Source organism: Roseomonas sp. GC11, from assembly GCF_024437745.1.
Taxonomy (GTDB): Bacteria; Pseudomonadota; Alphaproteobacteria; order Acetobacterales; family Acetobacteraceae; genus Pseudoroseomonas.
Map to the genome: position 1 here is coordinate 21,725 of NZ_JANFNY010000005.1, position 16,216 is coordinate 37,940.

The window sequence follows — 16,216 nt, forward strand, 5'->3', positions numbered from 1 at the left end:
CTCGCGCCCCTTTCCAACGCGAGGCGCTTCATGCTGACCATCCACGGCATTCCCGGCAGCCGGGCCTTCCGCTGCATCTGGGCGGCGGAGGAGGGGGGGCTGGACTACCGGCTTAACCCCGTCACCTACGGCGCGGACTGCAAGACGGCGGAGTTCCGGGCCCTCAACCCGGCCGGCAAGATCCCCGCCCTGACCGATGGCGACCTCGTGCTGACCGAGTCCCTGGCCATCAACCTCCATCTGGCGGGCAAGGCCGGGCCGCCGCTGATGCCGGGCGGCGCCTCGGGCGCGCATGTGCTGCAATGGACGCTCTGGGCCGCGACGGAGCTGGAGCCCCCCGTCATGCGCTGGGCCTACCACACCGTCTTCCACCCCCCCGAGCAGCGCCGCCCGGAGGAGGCCGCCGCCGGGGCCGAGGCCCTGCGCCGCCCCCTGGCCCTGCTGGAGCAGCATCTGGCGGCGCGTGACTGGATCCTGCCCGAGGGCTTCACCCTGGCGGACCTGAACGTGGCCGCGGTGTTGCAGGATGCCTGGGGCCGGGGCCTGACCTACCCGGAATTCCCGCATGTGGCGCGCTGGTACGAGGCCAGCTTCGCCCGCCCCGCCGCGCGGCGCGTGCTGGCCATGCGCGCCTGATCCCTGCCCGGCCTGGCGTCCCGCCCATGGCCTGAGGCGGGGCGCCAGACCGGAAAAGTCTTTTTGCTTCTTTTTCTTCAGAAAAAGAAGATTTCCTGATTTACTTCACAGGCTTCCCCTTCTCCCTACCCAGTCCTGGCGCATCCCCCTAAAACCGGGAACTCGTGCCATCATCCGCAGGACCGGGGGTCACCAATGGCAGCCTTGAAGGTCACGTATCTGACGATGCCGGACCGCGTGGGGGGCCGCCCCGCGCATCTGGGCGAGCGGGTGATCCTGCGCGGCGCGCGGATGCTGATGCGGGCGGCGGTCGGCGCGCATGAGGAAGTGGTCCGCTCCGTGGCGGATGACGCGCCGGCGCCGGGCAGCGATATCGTCGTGGTCTGCGGCATGCGGCAATTCAACCATCATGGCGATGTGGGCCGGGTGGTGGAGCGCATCGCCGCCCTGGCGCGGGCGGGCGGGCCGGTGCTGCTGAATCTCGGCGTGGGCGCCACCTATTACGAGCCCCCCGGCACGGTGGCGCCCGAGGCCGGGGACGCGGCCTTCGCCGCGCGCGTGGCCGGGGCGGCACGGGCCGGGCAGTATCGCGACTATGCCGGGTTCGACCTCGTCACCTGCCGCGATGGCGCGGCGCGGGCGGCGCTGGCGGCGCTGGGCGTGGCGGCGGAGCTGCTGCCCTGCCCCGGCTTCTTCGCCGCCCTCGCCGAGCCGCGCCCGCTGCTGCGCCGGCCGCGCCAGCTGGTTTCCGTTCTGCATGGCCTCGCGCCGCTGTGGAACCGCGTGCCGGTGGACGCGCATGATCTCTATCGCCGCCTGTGGCAGGCCGATCCCTCCCGCGTGTTCCTGGCGCATGAGGCGCAGGACGCGCAGATGCTGGCCGCGCTCAGCCTGCCGCATGTGCTGCCGGAGGATGCGACCCAGCTGATGCGCCTGCTGGCCGGGGCGGAGAGCCTGGTCTCCCTGCGGCTCCAGTCGGCGCTGCCCGCCTGGCTGATGGGGCTGAATGTCACCCTGCTGGGGCTGGACCGCCGGGCACGCCTGGGTGCGGAGGCTGGGGCGGAGGCGGGGCGGGGCTTCCGCGTCCTGCCGCTGCGCAGCCAGGAGGAAGCCGAGGCCGCCCTGGCCGCGCTGGAGGCCCCCTCCCCCGCCGCGCCGGCCCCCGAGGCCGAGCGGCAGGGCTTCGTGGCGCGCCACCTGCCGCCTTACGTGGCGCTGATCCGCGCCGCGGTGGAGCGCCGCCTGGGCGCCACGCCGCCGCCGGGCCTGCCGCCCTATTCCCTGGCCGGCGCCCCCCTGCCGGAGCCGATGCTGGGCGGGGTGGAGGAACAGTATCGCCGCAGCCTCTTCACCGGGGAGGGGCCGGACCTGCCGGTGGACCCGGCGCGGCTGCGCTCCGCCCACCGGCTGATGCCCTTTGGCGAGGATCTGCGGCTGGTGCTGGCCGAGGCGCCGGCCACGCTGGTCTTCGGCCCCTATGTGCGGCTGCCGCGCGGGCGCTGGGTGCTGCGCGGGGAGATCCTGGTGGAACACCTCCCCCCCGCCGCGACGGCCGAGGCCCTGCTGCTGCGCGTCACCAAGGGCATGCCGGCGCAGGAACTGGCGAAGCTGGTCCTGCCGGTGGCGCAGCTGGCCGCCGGGCAGCCGGTGGTGGTGGACCTGCCCTTCGACAACCCGCGCGACACCGGGGAGCTGGAAACCGTGCTCTCCCTGCGCGGCGGCAGCCTGCCCGGCGCCGTGCTGCGCCTCGCCCCCCTGCGGCTGGTGCGGGCCGAGGCGGAAGCCATGGCCGGGTAAGGGAAAAGGGTTCTTTTTTGAAAAAAAGAACCAAAAAACTTTTATCCGTTTGTGTCCCGCCATACCGGGAGACAGCGGCAGCCTGAAAAAGTCTTTTTGCTTCTTTTTCTTCAGAAAAAGAAGATTTTCTCTACTTTCCGCGTCCTTTCTTTGGCTCATAGCCCCCGCCACCCGGCCCCAGGGGCTTGGGCTTCCAGCCGGCCTTGCCGCGCTTCGGCGTGGCCTCCTGGAGGGAACGCCCGGCGGTGTTGGGCGCGAGCGGCGTGCCCGCCGGGGCGGCAAGGCCCAGTTCCAGCGCCTCCAGCCGCTTGATCTCGTCACGCAGCCGGGCGGCGGTCTCGAATTCCAGATCGGCGGCGGCGGCGCGCATGCGGCGTTCCAGCTCGGCGATGCTGGCGCGCAGATCCTTGCCCACGAAATCGGCCGGGCCGGCCTCCTCGGCGGCCGTGGGGGCGACGGTGACATAGTCCTGCTCATAGACGCTTTGCAGCACGTCGCTGATCTGGCGGCGGATGGTCTGCGGCGTGATGCCGTGTTCCGTGTTGTAGGCCTGCTGCTTGGCGCGGCGGCGCTCGGTTTCCTCCAGCGCGTTGCGCAGGCTGTTGGTCATGCGGTCGGCATAGAGCACCACCCGCCCCTCGGCATTGCGCGCGGCACGGCCGATGGTCTGGATCAGCGAGGTGGTGGAGCGCAGAAAGCCTTCCTTGTCCGCGTCGAGAATGGCGACGAGGGCGCATTCCGGGATGTCCAGCCCCTCGCGCAGCAGGTTGATGCCCACCAGCACATCGAAGACACCCTTGCGCAGGTCACGGATGATCTCGATGCGCTCCAGCGTGTCCACATCGGAATGGAGGTAGCGGACCTTGATGCCCGCCTCCGTCATGTATTCCGTCAGATCCTCCGCCATGCGCTTGGTGAGGGTGGTGACGAGCACGCGCCCGCCCTGGCCCATCACCACGCGGCACTCGGCGAGGAGGTCATCCACCTGGCCCTCGACGGGGCGGATGTCACAGACCGGGTCAATCAGGCCGGTGGGGCGGATGACCTGCTCGGCGAAGACGCCGCCGGTGCGCTCCATCTCCCAGGGGCCGGGGGTGGCGCTGACGAAGAGGGTGTCAGGGCGGAAGCTGTCCCACTCCTCGAATTTCAGCGGGCGGTTGTCCATGCAGGAGGGCAGGCGGAAGCCGAATTCGGAGAGGATGGTTTTGCGCGCGAAGTCACCGCGATACATGCCGCCGATCTGCGGCACGGTGACGTGGCTTTCATCGACGATGAGCAGCGCGTTTTCCGGCAGGTATTCGAACAGGGTCGGCGGCGGCTGGCCCGGGCCGCGGCCGGAGAGGTAGCGCGAGTAATTCTCGATCCCTTTGCAGGAGCCGGTGGTCTCCATCATCTCCAGGTCGAAGGTCGTGCGCTGCTCCAGCCGCTGCGCCTCCAGCAGCTTGCCCTCGGCATGGAGCTTCTCCAGCTGCTGCTTCAGCTCGATGCGGATGTCGCGGATGGCCTGGAGCAGCGTCGGGCGCGGGGTGACGTAGTGGCTGTTGGCGTAGATGGCGATATTCTCCATCTCGCCGGCGATCTCGCCGGTCAGCGGGTCGAATTCGCGCAACCCGTCGATCTCGTCGCCGAAGAGGGAGATGCGCCAGGCGCGGTCCTCAAGATGCGAGGGCCAGACATCGACCGTCTCGCCGCGCACGCGGAAGGTGCCGCGCTGGAAGGCGGCGTCGTTGCGGCGGTATTGCTGCTCCACCAGCGCCTTCAGCAGCAACTCGCGCGCCATGCGGCTGCCCAGTTGCAGCTTGATGACCATGTTCGAGTAAAGCTCGACCGAGCCGATGCCGTAGATGCAGGAGACGGAGGCGACGATGATGACATCGCTGCGCTCCAGCAGGGCCTGCGTGGCCGAGTGGCGCATGCGGTCGATCTGCTCGTTGATCTGCGCGTCCTTCTCGATATAGGTGTCGGAGCGCGGGACATAGGCTTCCGGCTGGTAGTAGTCGTAGTAGCTGACGAAATACTCCACCGCGTTCTCGGGGAAGAAGGACTTCATCTCCCCGTAAAGCTGCGCCGCCAGCGTCTTGTTGGGCGCGAGGATCAGCGTCGGGCGCTGCACATGCTCGATCACCTTGGCCATGGTGAAGGTCTTTCCCGAGCCGGTGACGCCGAGCAGCACCTGGTCCCGCTCCCCCTGGCGCAGCCCCTCCACCAGCTGCGTGATGGCGGTGGGCTGGTCGCCCGCCGGCTCATAGGGCGAGACGACCTGAAGGCGCCGCGTGGCCGCCGGCGCCGGCCGCTTCGGCGGCAGGAAGGGGGTGGCGGCGGGGATGATGTGGTTCATGGGCGAGGGACCCCCGGGCGGAGAGAAAGCGGCGGGCAGCATGTGGGGTGGCGGGCCGGACCCCGCCAGGGCGCGAACAGGATGGGAACATTGCCCTGCCCGCGCCTTGGGAGCAATCCGTTAACTTATTCGTGATTGGTTGAGGATCTTTAAGAGTTCTTTACCTTTTCGCCGCATGGTGCGTTGCAGCCCGAACCGGCCCTGGCCGATCCGCTGAGAGGAGCACAGAATGTGCGAGCCCATCCTGGCCCCGCGTCTCAGCGAGGCCGATATCACCAGCCTGACCCTGGCGCTGCGCCATGCGGAGGGGGATTGGTCGATCTTCCCGCATGTGGACAGCGATGGCGGCATCACCCTGATGCTGACGCCGCGCGCCTGGGACGGCACGGACAGCGCCTTCATGGTGCAGCGCGGGCAGCTTGGGCTGGAGGTCCTGCTGAGCGACGGGGATGACATCCTGCCCCTCGGCGTGGTGCAGGAGGCCGGGGCGGCGCTGCCGCTGCTGCTCGACGCCGTCGCCTAGTTTTTGAAGAACCTTCTTTTTCTGAAGAAAAAGAAGCAAAAAGACTTTTTTTCAGGCTGCCGCTGTCTCCCGGCACAGCGGGACGCCAACCGGAAAAAGTTTTTTGGTTCTTTTTTCCAAAAAAGAACATTTATTTTTTCTCCTTCTTCGCACGCCGCGACAGGATGTTGAGCAGCTCCACCAGGCAGGAGAAGGCCATGGCGGCGTAGATGTAGCCCTTGGGCACAGGCGCGCCGAAGCCCTCGGCGATCAGCGTCATGCCGATCATCATGAGGAAGCCGAGCGCCAGCATCACCACGGTCGGGTTGGCCTTGATGAAATCGGCCAGCGGGTTGGCGGCCAGCAGCATCACCGCCACCGCCGCCAGCACGGCGATGACCATGATGGGCACATGCGGCGTCATGCCCACGGCGGTGATGATGCTGTCGACGGAGAAGACGAGGTCCAGCACCAGGATCTGCGCCACCGCGCCGCCGAAGGTGAGGGTGGCGCGGCCGGAGAACATGTCACCCTCCTCCGGCGGGTCCACGCTGTGGTGGATTTCCTTGGTGGCCTTCCACACCAGGAAGAGGCCGCCGGCGATCAGGATCAGGTCACGCCAGGAGAAGGCATGGCCGAACACCTCGAAGACCGGCGCCGTCAGCCGCACGATGATGGCCACCGTGCCGAGCAGGGCGAGGCGCATGCCCAGCGCCAGCCCGATGCCGATACGGCGCGCGCGCTCCTGCTGCGCCAGGGGCAGCTTGTTGGTGATGATCGAGATGAAGATCAGGTTGTCGATGCCGAGCACCACCTCCATGGCGAACAGGGTGGCGAGGGCCACCCAGGCGGCGGGGTCGGCAGCCAGGGCGAGAAGCGTGTCCATCAGGGTTTTGGACCTTGCTCGGAGGGGACGAAGACCCGCACCACCCCCGGCAGCAGCCGGAAGCGGGCGGGGGTCATGGTCTTGATCTCGCCATCCGCGTTGACCGGCATGGGGCGGCGGGTGGTGATCTCGCAGGCCAAGGTGGGGAAGGCGCGCACATCCTTCCACTCCCCCTGTGTGCCGCGCCGCAGCGCGGGCAGCAGCGCCAGCAGGCGCCACCAGTGATCCAGCTCCAGGCTGTAGACATCGAGCTTGCCATCATCCGGCCGGGCATCGCTCTGCACCGTCATGCCGCCGCCATAGTGGCGGCCATTGCCGACCGAGACCTGGATGGTGCGCACCCGCTCCGTCACCCCCCCATGCGCCAGCCAGGCGGTGAAGGGCCGCGCCTGGCGCAGCAGGCGGAAGGCGGCCAGGGCATAGCCCAGCCGGCCCCAGCGCTTCTTCTCCTCCCGCCCCAGGCGCAGGGCCAGCTCGGCGCTGAAGCCGATGCTGGCGACGTTGAAATAGGGGTGGCCATTCACCTCCCCGAGGTCGATGGCGCGCAGCGTGCCGCCGGCGATGACGCGCGCCGCCGCCACCGGGTCGGGCGGGATGTCCAGGCTGCGGGCGAGGTCGTTGGCGGTGCCGAGCGGCAGGATGCCGAAGGGCAGGCCGGTTTCCATCAGCGCCGGCGCCGCCGCGTTCAGCGTGCCATCGCCACCGCCGAGGAGGGTGGCGGTGAAGCCCTCCCCGGCGCGGCGGCGGATCACGGCCTCGATCCGCTCGCCCGTTCCCTCCCCGGGGGCGCAGGCATGTTCCACGAGGCGCCACCCCGCCTCGCGCAGCACATCCAGCGCGGCATCGATGGCGGCGCCGCCATTGCGGGCCTGCCGGTTGACGATGACCAGACCCTGCGGCGCCTCGGCCATGCGGTTGCCCTCTCCTCCTGCCATGCCCCCTCTTCCTGCCATGCCCCCCTCTTCCTGCCATGCCCCTGCTGAACGCGCGGCGCGGGCGCGGGATGCGCAACCCGGTGGGGGCCAGCAGCGTCCTGGCCAGGAAGGGCGGAGGCTGGCGGATATGACGTGGCGGAAAATCCTGAAGGAAAACTTCGGCTGGGGGCAATTCGCCACGCTGGCGGCGGTGCTGGGCTGCGCCCTCGGGCTGCTGGGCTTCGCCGCGCTGGCCGGCGGCACGCGCGGCGGCGGGATGCAGCGCTTCGACGAGGCCATCCTGCTCGGCCTGCGCAACCCGGCGGACAGGGCCGACCCGCTCGGCCCGCTCTGGCTGGAGATCGCGCTGCGCGACCTGACGGCGCTGGGCAGCCAGGCGGTGCTGCTGCTGGCCGGGCTGCTGGCGCTCGGGGCGCTGCTGCTGCTGGGCCGCTGGGCCTCGGCGGTGCTGCTGCTGGTGTCGCTGGGCGGCGCGGCGGCGCTGAACCTCCTGCTGAAGCAGGGCTTCGCCCGCCCCCGCCCCGATCTGGTGGCGCCTCTGGCGGAGGTCTACACGGCGAGCTTCCCGAGCGGCCACGCCATGCTCTCCGCCGCCGCCTATCTGACGCTGGGCACGCTGCTGGCGGGGGTGGCGGAGCGGCGGCGGCTCAAGGCCTATATCCTGGGCGCGGCGCTGCTGCTGGCGCTGCTGGCCGGGGGCAGCCGGGTCTATCTGGGCGTGCACTGGCCGAGCGATGTGCTGGCCGGCTGGGTGCTGGGCGCCGCCTGGGCGATGGGCTGCTGGCTGGCGCTGCGGCTCTGGCTGCTGAACAGGCGTTGAGAGGGGCCAAGCCCCTCTCTGCGCCACGCGGGGCCTCTCGTGGCCCGCCGCGCTGTCAGCGCTCGGTGCGGCGCCAGGCGTCGAGGGCGATGGCGAGCGAGACGATGCCCCAGAACACCAGATACTCGATGCCGCCCTTGGCCCAGTACCAGTTCAGCCCGCGGGTCTCGATCATCGCATAGGCGGCGACGACCATGCAGCCGGCGGAGAGCAGCGGCACCCAGCGCGCCAGCAGCCCGGCGGTGAGGCCGATGAAGGCCGCCCCCTCGCAGAGCAGGGCGAGGCCGAGGAAGAGCGGCGCCGGCACCAGCCCGGCCTTGCCGAAGAAGGCCAGCGAGGCCTCGATGCCGGAGAGCTTCTGCCAGACATGCGGCGCGTAGTAGAGCCCGGCCAGGATCCGGATGATGTTCATCGGGTTGGTCAGGTCGAAGGCGCGCGGCAGCAGCACGGGGCCGATCAGGCGGCGCAGCCCGCCACGGGCGCCCGGCGCGCCGAAGGAGCGGGAGTCGGAGAGGCCAGCGGACATGGCGGTGTCTTCCTTGCGTTGCCCGCCAAGGTTGCGCCGCCCGGCGGGGCCTCGCCTTGATCCAGCGCAAGGCATTTGCGAATCAGGCGCGGAATCCACCGCCCCTTGCCGGAGCCCACCGCATGAATCTTGCCCGCCTGAATGCCGTGCTGCGCCATGACAGCCGCCAGGAGGACATCCCGGCCGAGGCGCTGCTGGCCGGCGTGCTGCGTGCCATGGCGCGCAAGAATGCGGGGTTGCAGCCCGACCTGGCACCGGAATTGCGGGCGCGGCTCTGGGCGCGCGGCTTCCTGGCCGACAAATGGCGGCTGCTCGACATGCCGCGCCACGGCATGGCGGGCTTCGTGAGCGACCTGCAGCGCCGGCTGGCCCGCGCCATCAACGGGCCGCAGGCGGCGCTGCTGGATGACAAGCTGGCCCTGGCCCGGCTGCTGGAGGGCCACGCCCGCCAGCCGGAGATCCTGGCCGCGCTCTATGACCGCGGCGCGGCGCGCAGCCTCTCCCCGGGCTGGGCGGCGGCGCTGCACGGCGCCACGCCGGTGGAGGTCTATGCCAAGCCGGCGCAGGGGGCGATGGGCTGGGGCCTGCGCCGCGCCTGGATGGGCGGCGGGGCGGTGCTGTGGAACGGCCGGCGCTTCAGCGGCGAGGCCTTCCTGGCCCGGCTGGCGGCGAGCGGGGTGGATTATCTCGTCACCCTCGGGCTGGCGCAGCACCCGGCGCTGGCGGCGCTGCACCCCGGCACCACCAACACGCTGCGCCTGCTGGTGCTGCGCGCGCCGGGGAGCGGCACGCCCTTCCTGGCGGCGGCGGCGCTGCGGGTGGGCACCACCACCTCCGGCGATATCGACAATTTCGCGCGCGGCGGCCTCTCCTTCCCGCTGGACCGGGCGGAGGGGGTGATCCTGCCCGGCGTGCGCCGCCGCGCCGATGGCTGGACGGAGCCGGTGGCGGCGCACCCCGAATCCGGCCAGCCGATCGCCGGCGGGCGGGTGCCGCTCTGGCCGGAGGTGGTGGCGCTGGCCCTGGCGCCTTTCGCCCGGCTGCCCTTCCTGCGGCATGTCGGCTGGGACATCGCGCTGACGCCGGAAGGCCCGGCGATCATCGAGGGCAACAGCCATAGCGGGCTGGATGTCTTCCAGGTGCATGGCCCGCTGCTGGCCGACCCGGCGATCCGCGCCTTCTATGAGGCCTATGGGCTGCTGGATGTGACGGGGCCGGACGCGACCCCGGACGATCTGGCGCGGGACATGGCGCCCGCCTGAGAACCCCGTTCGAAAACCCGGCGCTTGCTCTTGAGAGGGGCTTCGCCCCTCTCTGCACCTGCGCGGCAGTGCCGCGCAGCCACCAAAGGCCTGAGGCCTTTGGAAACCCTTTCTCATGGCGGGTGCAGGGGACCCCGTCCCCTGCCCAAGGGAAAGAAGGGGGGAGTTTGAGGGGGCAAAGCCCCCTCAACCCCGGTGGCCCGCCGCATGGGCCGCGATCAGGAAGGCCCCCGCCGCCGCGACATGCGCCGCCACGAGGTCGCGCGCCGCCACCGCATCGCGCCGGGCGAAGGCCGCGGCAATGGCGCGGTGGTCGCGCAGCCAGGATTCCCGCCCCTCCGGCAGGTGGCGGTAGAGCGCCGCGTAGCGCTCCACCTCCCCGCGCAGGCCCATGGCCAGGGCCAGCTGGCGCGGCCGCTCCGCCGGGGCATAGAGGCTGGCATGGAAGGCGCGATCGGTCGCCGACCAGTCCAGGGTCGCGGCGGCGCGCTCGGCCACCTCCAGGCTGGTGGCGATGCGGGCCAGCGCCGCCTCCGTCAGGCGCGGCACGGCGCGGCAGGCCAGATCCGCCTCCACCATGGCGCGCAGGTCGGTGATCTCCTGGATCTCCGCCGGGGAGAGTTCGACGACGAAGGCGCCGCGATTGGGGAAGACCCGCACCAGCCCCTCGCTCTCCAGCCGCCGCAGCGCCTCGCGGATGGGAATGCGGCTGACGGCGAAGCGCGCCGCGAGGTCTTCCTGGCGGAGGGCGGCGCCGGGGGGGATGCGGCCCTGGGCGATATCGGCGCGCAGGGCCTCCACCACCAGATCCTGCGTGGTCTGTGCCTTCAGCATCCTGGTCTCCTTCGGGGATATCTTGCGGCGGGGCGGAAAGATTGGCAACATGTATCCAATTCAGACCGCAGGAACCAGCCATGGCCGAGAAGCTGCACCACTACGCCGTCACGGTGCTCTGGACGGGCAATGAAGGGGCGGGCACCGCCACGTATCGCGGCTATCGCCGGGCGCACCGCATCACCGCCGCGGGCAAGCCACCGATCGAAGGCTCCTCCGACCCCAGCTTCCGCGGCGACCCCGCGCGCTGGAATCCGGAGGAGCTGCTGCTGGCCTCGCTCTCGGCCTGCCACAAGCTCTGGTATCTGGGGCTCTGCGCCGGCGCCGGCGTCGTGGTGACGGGCTATGAGGACGCGGCGGAAGGCACCATGCTGGAAGAGGCCAGCGGCGCCGGGCAGTTCACGGAGGTGACTCTGCGCCCGCGCGTCACCCTGGCCCCGGGCAGCGACCTGGCCGAGGCCGAGGCGCTGCACCACACGGCGCATGCCATGTGCTTCGTCGCCCGCTCGGTGAATTTCCCGGTGCTGCACCAGCCGGTCTTCGTCACGGAGGGCGCGGCCGGCTGAGGGGAGTGCCGCCCTGCCCGTTGCCGCTCTCCGGCGAAACGGGCGGGCTGTGGCCCTGGTGGCGCGCCGCTGGCGGCCGACAGGCCAAGCCGCCACCGCCATGCGGAACGCCCTGGCCGCGGGAGCGAGAACCCCGCGACTGAACCCGGTCCCAGTCCCTCCTTTTAAAGCAGCCCCGGAATGGACCGGCCGGGAATACTTGTGCGCAAGAGGGCCAGAGCACCCAGACCCTAGGCAACCGGAGGCGGTGGCCGCAAGTCCGGCTTGCGAGGCTGGCACGCCGCGCCCAAAAGGATCCGCAGCAAAAGCCGGCCTGTGGATGGAATCGGCTGAGTGGCTTGCCGGGTGAGGGGATCGAACCCCCGACCTTCGGTTTACAAAACCGCTGCACTACCGCTGTGCTAACCCGGCGCATCGCGCGGCGGGGATGCCGGTCTGGCGCCCCCACAGCCCGCCAGATGACGCGATTCACCGCATCATGCCGCCGGGCGCCTCCTTTTCCAGCCTTCGGGGAGGAATTTCAACCCCTCCCCCCTCATCGCGGCCTCAGCCGCCGGCCTCCAACTCGGCCACCGTGATGCGGCCTTCCTCATCCTCGGACCAGGTGCAGCCCTTGGGAATACGCACCGCCCGCCCATGGCGGTCGATCTTCACCTCATCGCCCTCGCGATAGGCGCAGAGGCGGCCATCCGGCCCCTCGGTGGTCAGCATGCCGCTGAGGACCGCGACCATATGCCCGTCGCTGCCCTGCAGGCCCATGGCACCGCGGCGAATCGCCACCATGCGGCCATTGCGCCCCTGCATGCCGTAGCGCCCCTCCGGGATCGTCACGAACACGCCATCGGCCCCGGCCATTCTGAGCTTCATGAAAACCTTGCCTGTCTGTTGCTGTGGCCGCCTCTGAGCCATGAGAGGCAGGGGCCGGTCAACCAGAGATCGTGCCGGAACCACCCCCGGGCAGGAAACAGAGGTGGGAGGCAGGCATGCCCGGGCCGCGCAGGAGCAGCCCGGGCCCGCCAAACATCAGCCCGGGGCGGGAGGGAGAGACCCGGATGGGTTTCCCAAGGCCCCGGCCTTTGGCGGCACCGCCGAACAGGCGCGGAGAGGGGCAAAGCCCCCCTCAAGACCGCGCGCGTCTTGCCAGACGGCCGCTCAGCCCCGCGCGGGGCCCGTGCCGAAGCCGCCAAAGGCATTGGCCGAATTGCCCACCGCCTGAAGCGCCGGGCCACCCTGGGCGCGGGTGGTCGCCACCCCCGCCGCCTGGGGGTTGCCGGTGGCCTGGGCGTTGTTGCCGACCGCCTCGGGGATACCCGCCGCCTCGCGCGGCTGCGTCACCGCCATCGAGTAGGCGAAAGGATTGCCGGTGGAAGAGCCGTTATTGGCATTCTCGGCGAGGTCGCGCGCCTGGGCCTGCCCCGGGGCCAGCCCCAGGGCCAGCATCGGCGCCGCCACCGCCACCCCGGCCGCCAGCAACAGGGCGCGGGAAAGGGAAGAGGGGCTCTTGATCTGGAACATTCTTAGGTCTTTCGTGTGACCGGCAGGCCTGGGCACTGCCGTGGCGCGCCAGATGGCCTCGCGAACCATCGAGGTTAAGGCCGGTTTCGTGATAGTGACTATCGGCGCAGGTGATGAATGTTCGACCCTTTGACCCTTGACCAATTGCGTGTCCTGGTCACCGTCGCGGATAGCGGGGGCTTCTCCGCCGCCGCCCGCCGGCTCGGCCGCGCGCAATCCGCCGTCAGCCAGAGCATCCAGGCCCTGGAAGGCCACCTCCGGCTGAAGCTCTTCGACCGCAGCACCAAGCTGCCGCGCCTGACCGAACCCGGCCGCGCCATGCTGGAGGAAGCCCGGCGCCTGCTGAAAAGCGCCGAGATGCTGCGCGCCCGGGCGGACAGCATCGCCGGCGGGCTGGAGCCGGAACTCAGCATCGCCGCCAACCCGCTGCTGCCCCTGCCGCCCGCCATCAACGCGCTGCGCGAGCTTGGCGCGCAATTCCCCGAACTGCCGGTGACGCTGCTGACAGAAGGCATCGGCGCGCCGGAGCGCCACCTGCGCGACGGCACGGTGCAGCTCGCCATCTATCCGGTGCGCGACCTCGCGCCGGATCTGGAATCGACCCTGCTGATGGAAGTGCCGATGGTGCCGGTGGTGGCCGCCGGGCATCCGCTGGCGGCGCTGCCTGGGCCGCTCTCCCGCGCCGCCCTGGCCGAGCATGTGCAGCTCGTCCTCACCGATGGCTCGCCACGCGATGGCTGGAGCTGGGGCGTGCTCAGCCAGCGCACCTGGCGCTTCGCCGACCTCAACACGCGGATGAACTTCCTGCTCGCCGGCTTCGGCTGGTGCAACATGCCGGAGCATCTGGTGGCCGGCCCCGCCGCGCAGGGCCTGCTGCACCGGCTCCAGCTGGAGGAACAGCAGGGCTATACCCTGGCGCTGCACATCGTGCATGAGCGCGGCCGCCCGCCCGGCCTCGCCGGCCGCTGGCTGACGGAGCGGCTGGTCCAGGCCCTGGGCGAATGGCAGGCCGGGCTGCACGGCAGGGGCGCCCCTGAAAAAGGCCCGGGGGATGCCTCCCCCGGGCCTGCCGATGCGCCGCAGGCGGTGGGCTGAACCAGCCCACCCCGTTCCGTCAGCCGCGCATCCGTCAGCCGCGCATCCGTCAGCCGCGAACCGGGCCCGTGCCGAAGCCGCCAAAGGCATTGGCGGAGTTGCCCACCGGCTGGGCGATGCTGCCGCCATGGGCGCGGGAAGTGTTCACCGGGGCAGCCAGCGGGTTGCCATCGGCCTGAGCATTGTTGCCCACCGCCTCGGGGATGCCGGCCGCCTCGCGCGCCTGCGTCACCGCCATCGAGGAGGCGGAGAGGCTGCTGGTCGAGCCGTTATTGGCGTTCTCGAAGAGATCACGCGCCTGGGCCGCGCCGGGGGCGAGGCCGGGCAGGGCCACGGCCAGGCCGGCGGCAAGGGTCAGGGCACGAAGGGCGGAGAAGCTGGTCATCATCGTCTTCCTTGCGTCAGGGATCGCAGGCGGGGCCTGCTCTTGTCTGACGCGGAGATAGGAAGCGGAACCGATGATGAAAATCGGTTCATGACGATAGCACTTATCGCCCCAGCCGATGAAACCGAACGCAGGCGGCGGAAGGCAGAACCAGGGCTTCTGGCATATTTTTATTTATCTTCTTTTTCTGAAGAAAAAGAAGCAAAAAGACTTTCTCAGGCTGCCGCCATCTCCCGGCACAGCGGGCCGCCCAACTGAAAAAGTTTTTTGGTTCTTTTTTTCAAAAAAGAACTCTTCTCTAAAATACCCCCGTGAAGGGCAGCACCACCAGCCGCTCCCCCGGTGCCACCCCGGTGCTGGCCTCGGGCAATTCGGCGAAGGCATCGCTCTCGGCCAGGGAGGCCAGGGAGGCCGAGCCCGCGCCGGGATGCTGATGGGCCAGGGGCATGCCGCCCGGCCCCGGCACCAGCCGCACGCGCAGATATTCGCGCCGCCCCGGCTTCTTGCGGTGCGCGAAGGCGGCCTCGGCCACGAAGCGCGGCAGCGGCGGGGCGCTGGCGCCGCTGAGCCGCAGCGCCAGCGGCCGCGCCAGATGCAGGAAGGTGACGAAGCAGGCCACCGGATTGCCCGGCAGCCCCAGCACGGGCGTCCCGCCGATGACGCCCAGCGCCGCCGGCCGCCCCGGCTTCAGCGCCAGCCGCCAGAAGACCAGCGAGCCGGCCGCCTCCAGCGCAGCGCGGACATGGTCCTCCTCCCCGGTGGAGACGCCGCCGGAGGTCAGCAGCATGTCATGGGCGGCGGCGGCCTCGCACAGCGCCGCGCGGGTTTCCGCCGCGCGGTCGGGCAGGATGCCGAGATCCACCGCCTCCACCGGCAGGCCGCCCAGCAGGGCCAGCAGGGAGAAGCGGTTGCTGTCATAGGTCCGCGCCGGGCCGAGCGGGGTGCCGGGCGCGGCCAGTTCATCCCCGGTGCTGAAGACGCCGATGCGCGGGCGCCGCCGCACCGCCAGGGCCGGCTGGCCCAGCGCGGCGGCGAGGCCGATGGCCGCCGCATCCAGCAGCCGCCCGGCGGGCAGGGCCAGGGCGCCCTGCGCCACATCCTCCCCGGCGGCGCGGCAATTGGCGCCCCACTCCAGGCCGGGGGGCAGGTGCAGGGCCTCGCCCTCCAGCCGGGCATCCTCCTGCATCATCACCGTATCGGCGCCGGGGGGCAGGGGCGCGCCGGTGAAGATGCGGCAGGCCATGCCCGGCGCGAGCGCCCCCCCCGCCACCTGCCCCGCCGCGACCCGCCCGGCGAGGCAGAGCCGCGTCTCCCCCGCCGCCGCGAGATCGGCATGGCGGATGGCGTAGCCATCGACGGCGCTGTTGGCGAAGGGCGGCAGCGGATGCGGCGCATGCAGCGCGGCGGCCAGGACGCGGCCCCGCGCGCGGGCCAGGGGCAGCATCTCCTCCCCCGGCAGGGGGGCGACGCGCTCCAGGATCAGCGCCGCCGCTTCCTCCACCGACAGGGCGGCGCCACCGCAGGCGAAGCAGTCCTCCGTCAGATGGCCCATGGCGCGACCCAGGGGGCGGCATGCTCCAGCACCAGCGCGGCCACGGCGGGAATATCGTCCAGGCCAGCCTGCGGGAGGCCGGGGGAAGGCGGCGGCACATCCGCCACCACGGCGCGGATCGCCGGGTCCTCCGGGTGCAGCCAGGGCTTGCCATTGGCGGCGCGGAACACCTCGATCTTCGGGTGGGCGTCACGCTTGAAGCCCTCGATCACCACCAGATCCACCGGGGTGAAACGGGCGAGCAGCTCGGCCAGGGGCGGCTCCGGCGCGCCGCGCAGCTCGGTCATCAGCGCCCAGCGGCTGGCGGAGGAGACCAGCACCTGATGCGCGCCCGCCTGGCGGTGGGCGTGGCTGTCCTTGCCGGGCTGGTCCACGTCGAAATTGTGGTGGGCGTGCTTGAGCGTCGAGACCCTCACGCCACGGGCGATCAGTTCCGGCAGCAGGCGGGTCAGCAGGGTTGTCTTGCCGGCGCCACTCCAGCCGGCCAGTCCGATCACGCGCATGGGGGATACTTATCCGGGGGGAGCGATAAAAAAAGGTGGCAGGCGAAGGGCCTGCCCTGAAAAG

Annotated in this window: 18 protein-coding genes and 1 tRNA gene; 8 read left to right on the forward strand and 11 right to left on the reverse strand. The window is 70.8% G+C overall.

Going from position 1 to position 16,216, the window contains the following annotated elements:
- Positions 1 to 30 precede the first annotated feature (30 nt).
- Positions 31 to 636, forward strand: coding sequence for a glutathione S-transferase family protein (locus tag NON00_RS02720; RefSeq protein ID WP_256017421.1), 606 nt, complete (start codon positions 31 to 33; stop codon positions 634 to 636).
- A gap of 195 nt (positions 637 to 831) precedes the next feature.
- Positions 832 to 2,433: a hypothetical protein gene (locus NON00_RS02725; RefSeq protein ID WP_256017424.1), complete on the forward strand. Its 1,602-nt coding sequence runs from the start codon at positions 832 to 834 to the stop codon at positions 2,431 to 2,433.
- A 130-nt stretch (positions 2,434 to 2,563) separates the two neighbouring features.
- On the opposite strand, the gene uvrB is transcribed toward NON00_RS02725, so the two are convergent.
- Positions 2,564 to 4,771 carry an excinuclease ABC subunit UvrB gene (gene uvrB, locus NON00_RS02730; RefSeq protein WP_256017426.1) on the reverse strand — a complete coding sequence of 736 codons (2,208 nt, stop codon included), beginning with the start codon at positions 4,769 to 4,771 and terminating at the stop codon, positions 2,564 to 2,566.
- Positions 4,772 to 5,000: 229 nt separating this feature from the next.
- On the opposite strand from uvrB, the gene NON00_RS02735 reads away from it, so the two are divergent.
- The gene (locus NON00_RS02735) at positions 5,001 to 5,294 is read left to right on the forward strand and encodes a hypothetical protein (RefSeq protein ID WP_256017428.1); all 294 of its coding nucleotides are present in this window, start codon (positions 5,001 to 5,003) and stop codon (positions 5,292 to 5,294) included.
- A 130-nt stretch (positions 5,295 to 5,424) separates the two neighbouring features.
- Here the strand turns inward: NON00_RS02735 and NON00_RS02740 are convergent, their stop codons facing one another.
- Together NON00_RS02740 and NON00_RS02745 are read right to left on the reverse strand one after the other, a co-directional pair.
- The gene (locus NON00_RS02740) at positions 5,425 to 6,159 is read right to left on the reverse strand and encodes a TerC family protein (RefSeq protein ID WP_256017431.1); all 735 of its coding nucleotides are present in this window, start codon (positions 6,157 to 6,159) and stop codon (positions 5,425 to 5,427) included.
- Positions 6,159 to 7,094, reverse strand: a complete 936-nt coding sequence (locus tag NON00_RS02745) for a lipid kinase (RefSeq protein ID WP_256017433.1) — start codon at positions 7,092 to 7,094, stop codon at positions 6,159 to 6,161. The genes NON00_RS02740 and NON00_RS02745 overlap by 1 nt, the downstream gene beginning before the upstream one ends.
- Before the next feature lie 127 nt (positions 7,095 to 7,221).
- Here NON00_RS02745 and NON00_RS02750 point away from each other — a divergent pair, with 127 nt between their 5' ends.
- Positions 7,222 to 7,914 (forward strand): phosphatase PAP2 family protein, encoded by a 693-nt coding sequence (locus NON00_RS02750; RefSeq protein WP_256017436.1) that lies wholly within the window; start codon positions 7,222 to 7,224, stop codon positions 7,912 to 7,914.
- Between the two features lie 55 nt (positions 7,915 to 7,969).
- On the opposite strand, the gene NON00_RS02755 is transcribed toward NON00_RS02750, so the two are convergent.
- Positions 7,970 to 8,440, reverse strand: coding sequence for a DoxX family protein (locus NON00_RS02755; protein WP_256017438.1), 471 nt, complete (start codon positions 8,438 to 8,440; stop codon positions 7,970 to 7,972).
- A gap of 122 nt (positions 8,441 to 8,562) precedes the next feature.
- Between NON00_RS02755 and NON00_RS02760 the strand changes: the two genes are divergently transcribed.
- Complete coding sequence (locus NON00_RS02760; protein WP_256017440.1) at positions 8,563 to 9,702, forward strand: sugar-transfer associated ATP-grasp domain-containing protein; 1,140 nt, start codon at positions 8,563 to 8,565, stop codon at positions 9,700 to 9,702.
- Between the two features lie 186 nt (positions 9,703 to 9,888).
- Here NON00_RS02760 and NON00_RS02765 read toward each other — a convergent pair whose 3' ends face one another.
- Positions 9,889 to 10,536 (reverse strand): GntR family transcriptional regulator, encoded by a 648-nt coding sequence (locus tag NON00_RS02765; RefSeq protein ID WP_256017442.1) that lies wholly within the window; start codon positions 10,534 to 10,536, stop codon positions 9,889 to 9,891.
- An 80-nt stretch (positions 10,537 to 10,616) separates the two neighbouring features.
- Here NON00_RS02765 and NON00_RS02770 point away from each other — a divergent pair, with 80 nt between their 5' ends.
- A complete protein-coding gene (locus tag NON00_RS02770) occupies positions 10,617 to 11,102 on the forward strand; it encodes an OsmC family protein (RefSeq protein ID WP_256017444.1) in 486 nt (161 codons plus the stop codon).
- 339 nt (positions 11,103 to 11,441) lie between these two features.
- Here the strand turns inward: NON00_RS02770 and NON00_RS02775 are convergent.
- The 3 genes from NON00_RS02775 to NON00_RS02785 all read right to left on the reverse strand — a co-directional run bounded on the left by NON00_RS02775 (position 11,442) and on the right by NON00_RS02785 (position 12,617).
- Positions 11,442 to 11,513, reverse strand: a tRNA-Thr gene (locus NON00_RS02775).
- 135 nt (positions 11,514 to 11,648) lie between these two features.
- Positions 11,649 to 11,969 carry a hypothetical protein gene (locus tag NON00_RS02780; protein WP_256017447.1) on the reverse strand — a complete coding sequence of 107 codons (321 nt, stop codon included), beginning with the start codon at positions 11,967 to 11,969 and terminating at the stop codon, positions 11,649 to 11,651.
- Positions 11,970 to 12,254: 285 nt separating this feature from the next.
- Positions 12,255 to 12,617, reverse strand: a complete 363-nt coding sequence (locus NON00_RS02785) for a glycosyl transferase family 39 (RefSeq protein ID WP_256017449.1) — start codon at positions 12,615 to 12,617, stop codon at positions 12,255 to 12,257.
- A 117-nt stretch (positions 12,618 to 12,734) separates the two neighbouring features.
- On the opposite strand from NON00_RS02785, the gene NON00_RS02790 reads away from it, so the two are divergent.
- The gene (locus NON00_RS02790; protein ID WP_256017451.1) at positions 12,735 to 13,712 is read left to right on the forward strand and encodes a LysR family transcriptional regulator; all 978 of its coding nucleotides are present in this window, start codon (positions 12,735 to 12,737) and stop codon (positions 13,710 to 13,712) included.
- A 49-nt stretch (positions 13,713 to 13,761) separates the two neighbouring features.
- On the opposite strand, the gene NON00_RS02795 is transcribed toward NON00_RS02790, so the two are convergent.
- Entirely contained in the window at positions 13,762 to 14,097 is a 336-nt protein-coding gene (locus tag NON00_RS02795; RefSeq protein ID WP_256017454.1) for a glycosyl transferase family 39, read from the reverse strand.
- A gap of 90 nt (positions 14,098 to 14,187) precedes the next feature.
- Here NON00_RS02795 and NON00_RS02800 point away from each other — a divergent pair, with 90 nt between their 5' ends.
- A complete protein-coding gene (locus NON00_RS02800; protein WP_256017456.1) occupies positions 14,188 to 14,355 on the forward strand; it encodes a hypothetical protein in 168 nt (55 codons plus the stop codon).
- A 40-nt stretch (positions 14,356 to 14,395) separates the two neighbouring features.
- On the opposite strand, the gene glp is transcribed toward NON00_RS02800, so the two are convergent.
- Both glp and mobB read right to left on the reverse strand, forming a co-directional pair.
- The gene (gene glp, locus NON00_RS02805) at positions 14,396 to 15,649 is read right to left on the reverse strand and encodes a gephyrin-like molybdotransferase Glp (protein WP_256017458.1); all 1,254 of its coding nucleotides are present in this window, start codon (positions 15,647 to 15,649) and stop codon (positions 14,396 to 14,398) included.
- Positions 15,637 to 16,152 carry a molybdopterin-guanine dinucleotide biosynthesis protein B gene (gene mobB, locus NON00_RS02810; RefSeq protein WP_256017461.1) on the reverse strand — a complete coding sequence of 172 codons (516 nt, stop codon included), beginning with the start codon at positions 16,150 to 16,152 and terminating at the stop codon, positions 15,637 to 15,639. The genes glp and mobB overlap by 13 nt, the downstream gene beginning before the upstream one ends.
- Between the last annotated feature and the right edge of the window lie 64 nt (positions 16,153 to 16,216).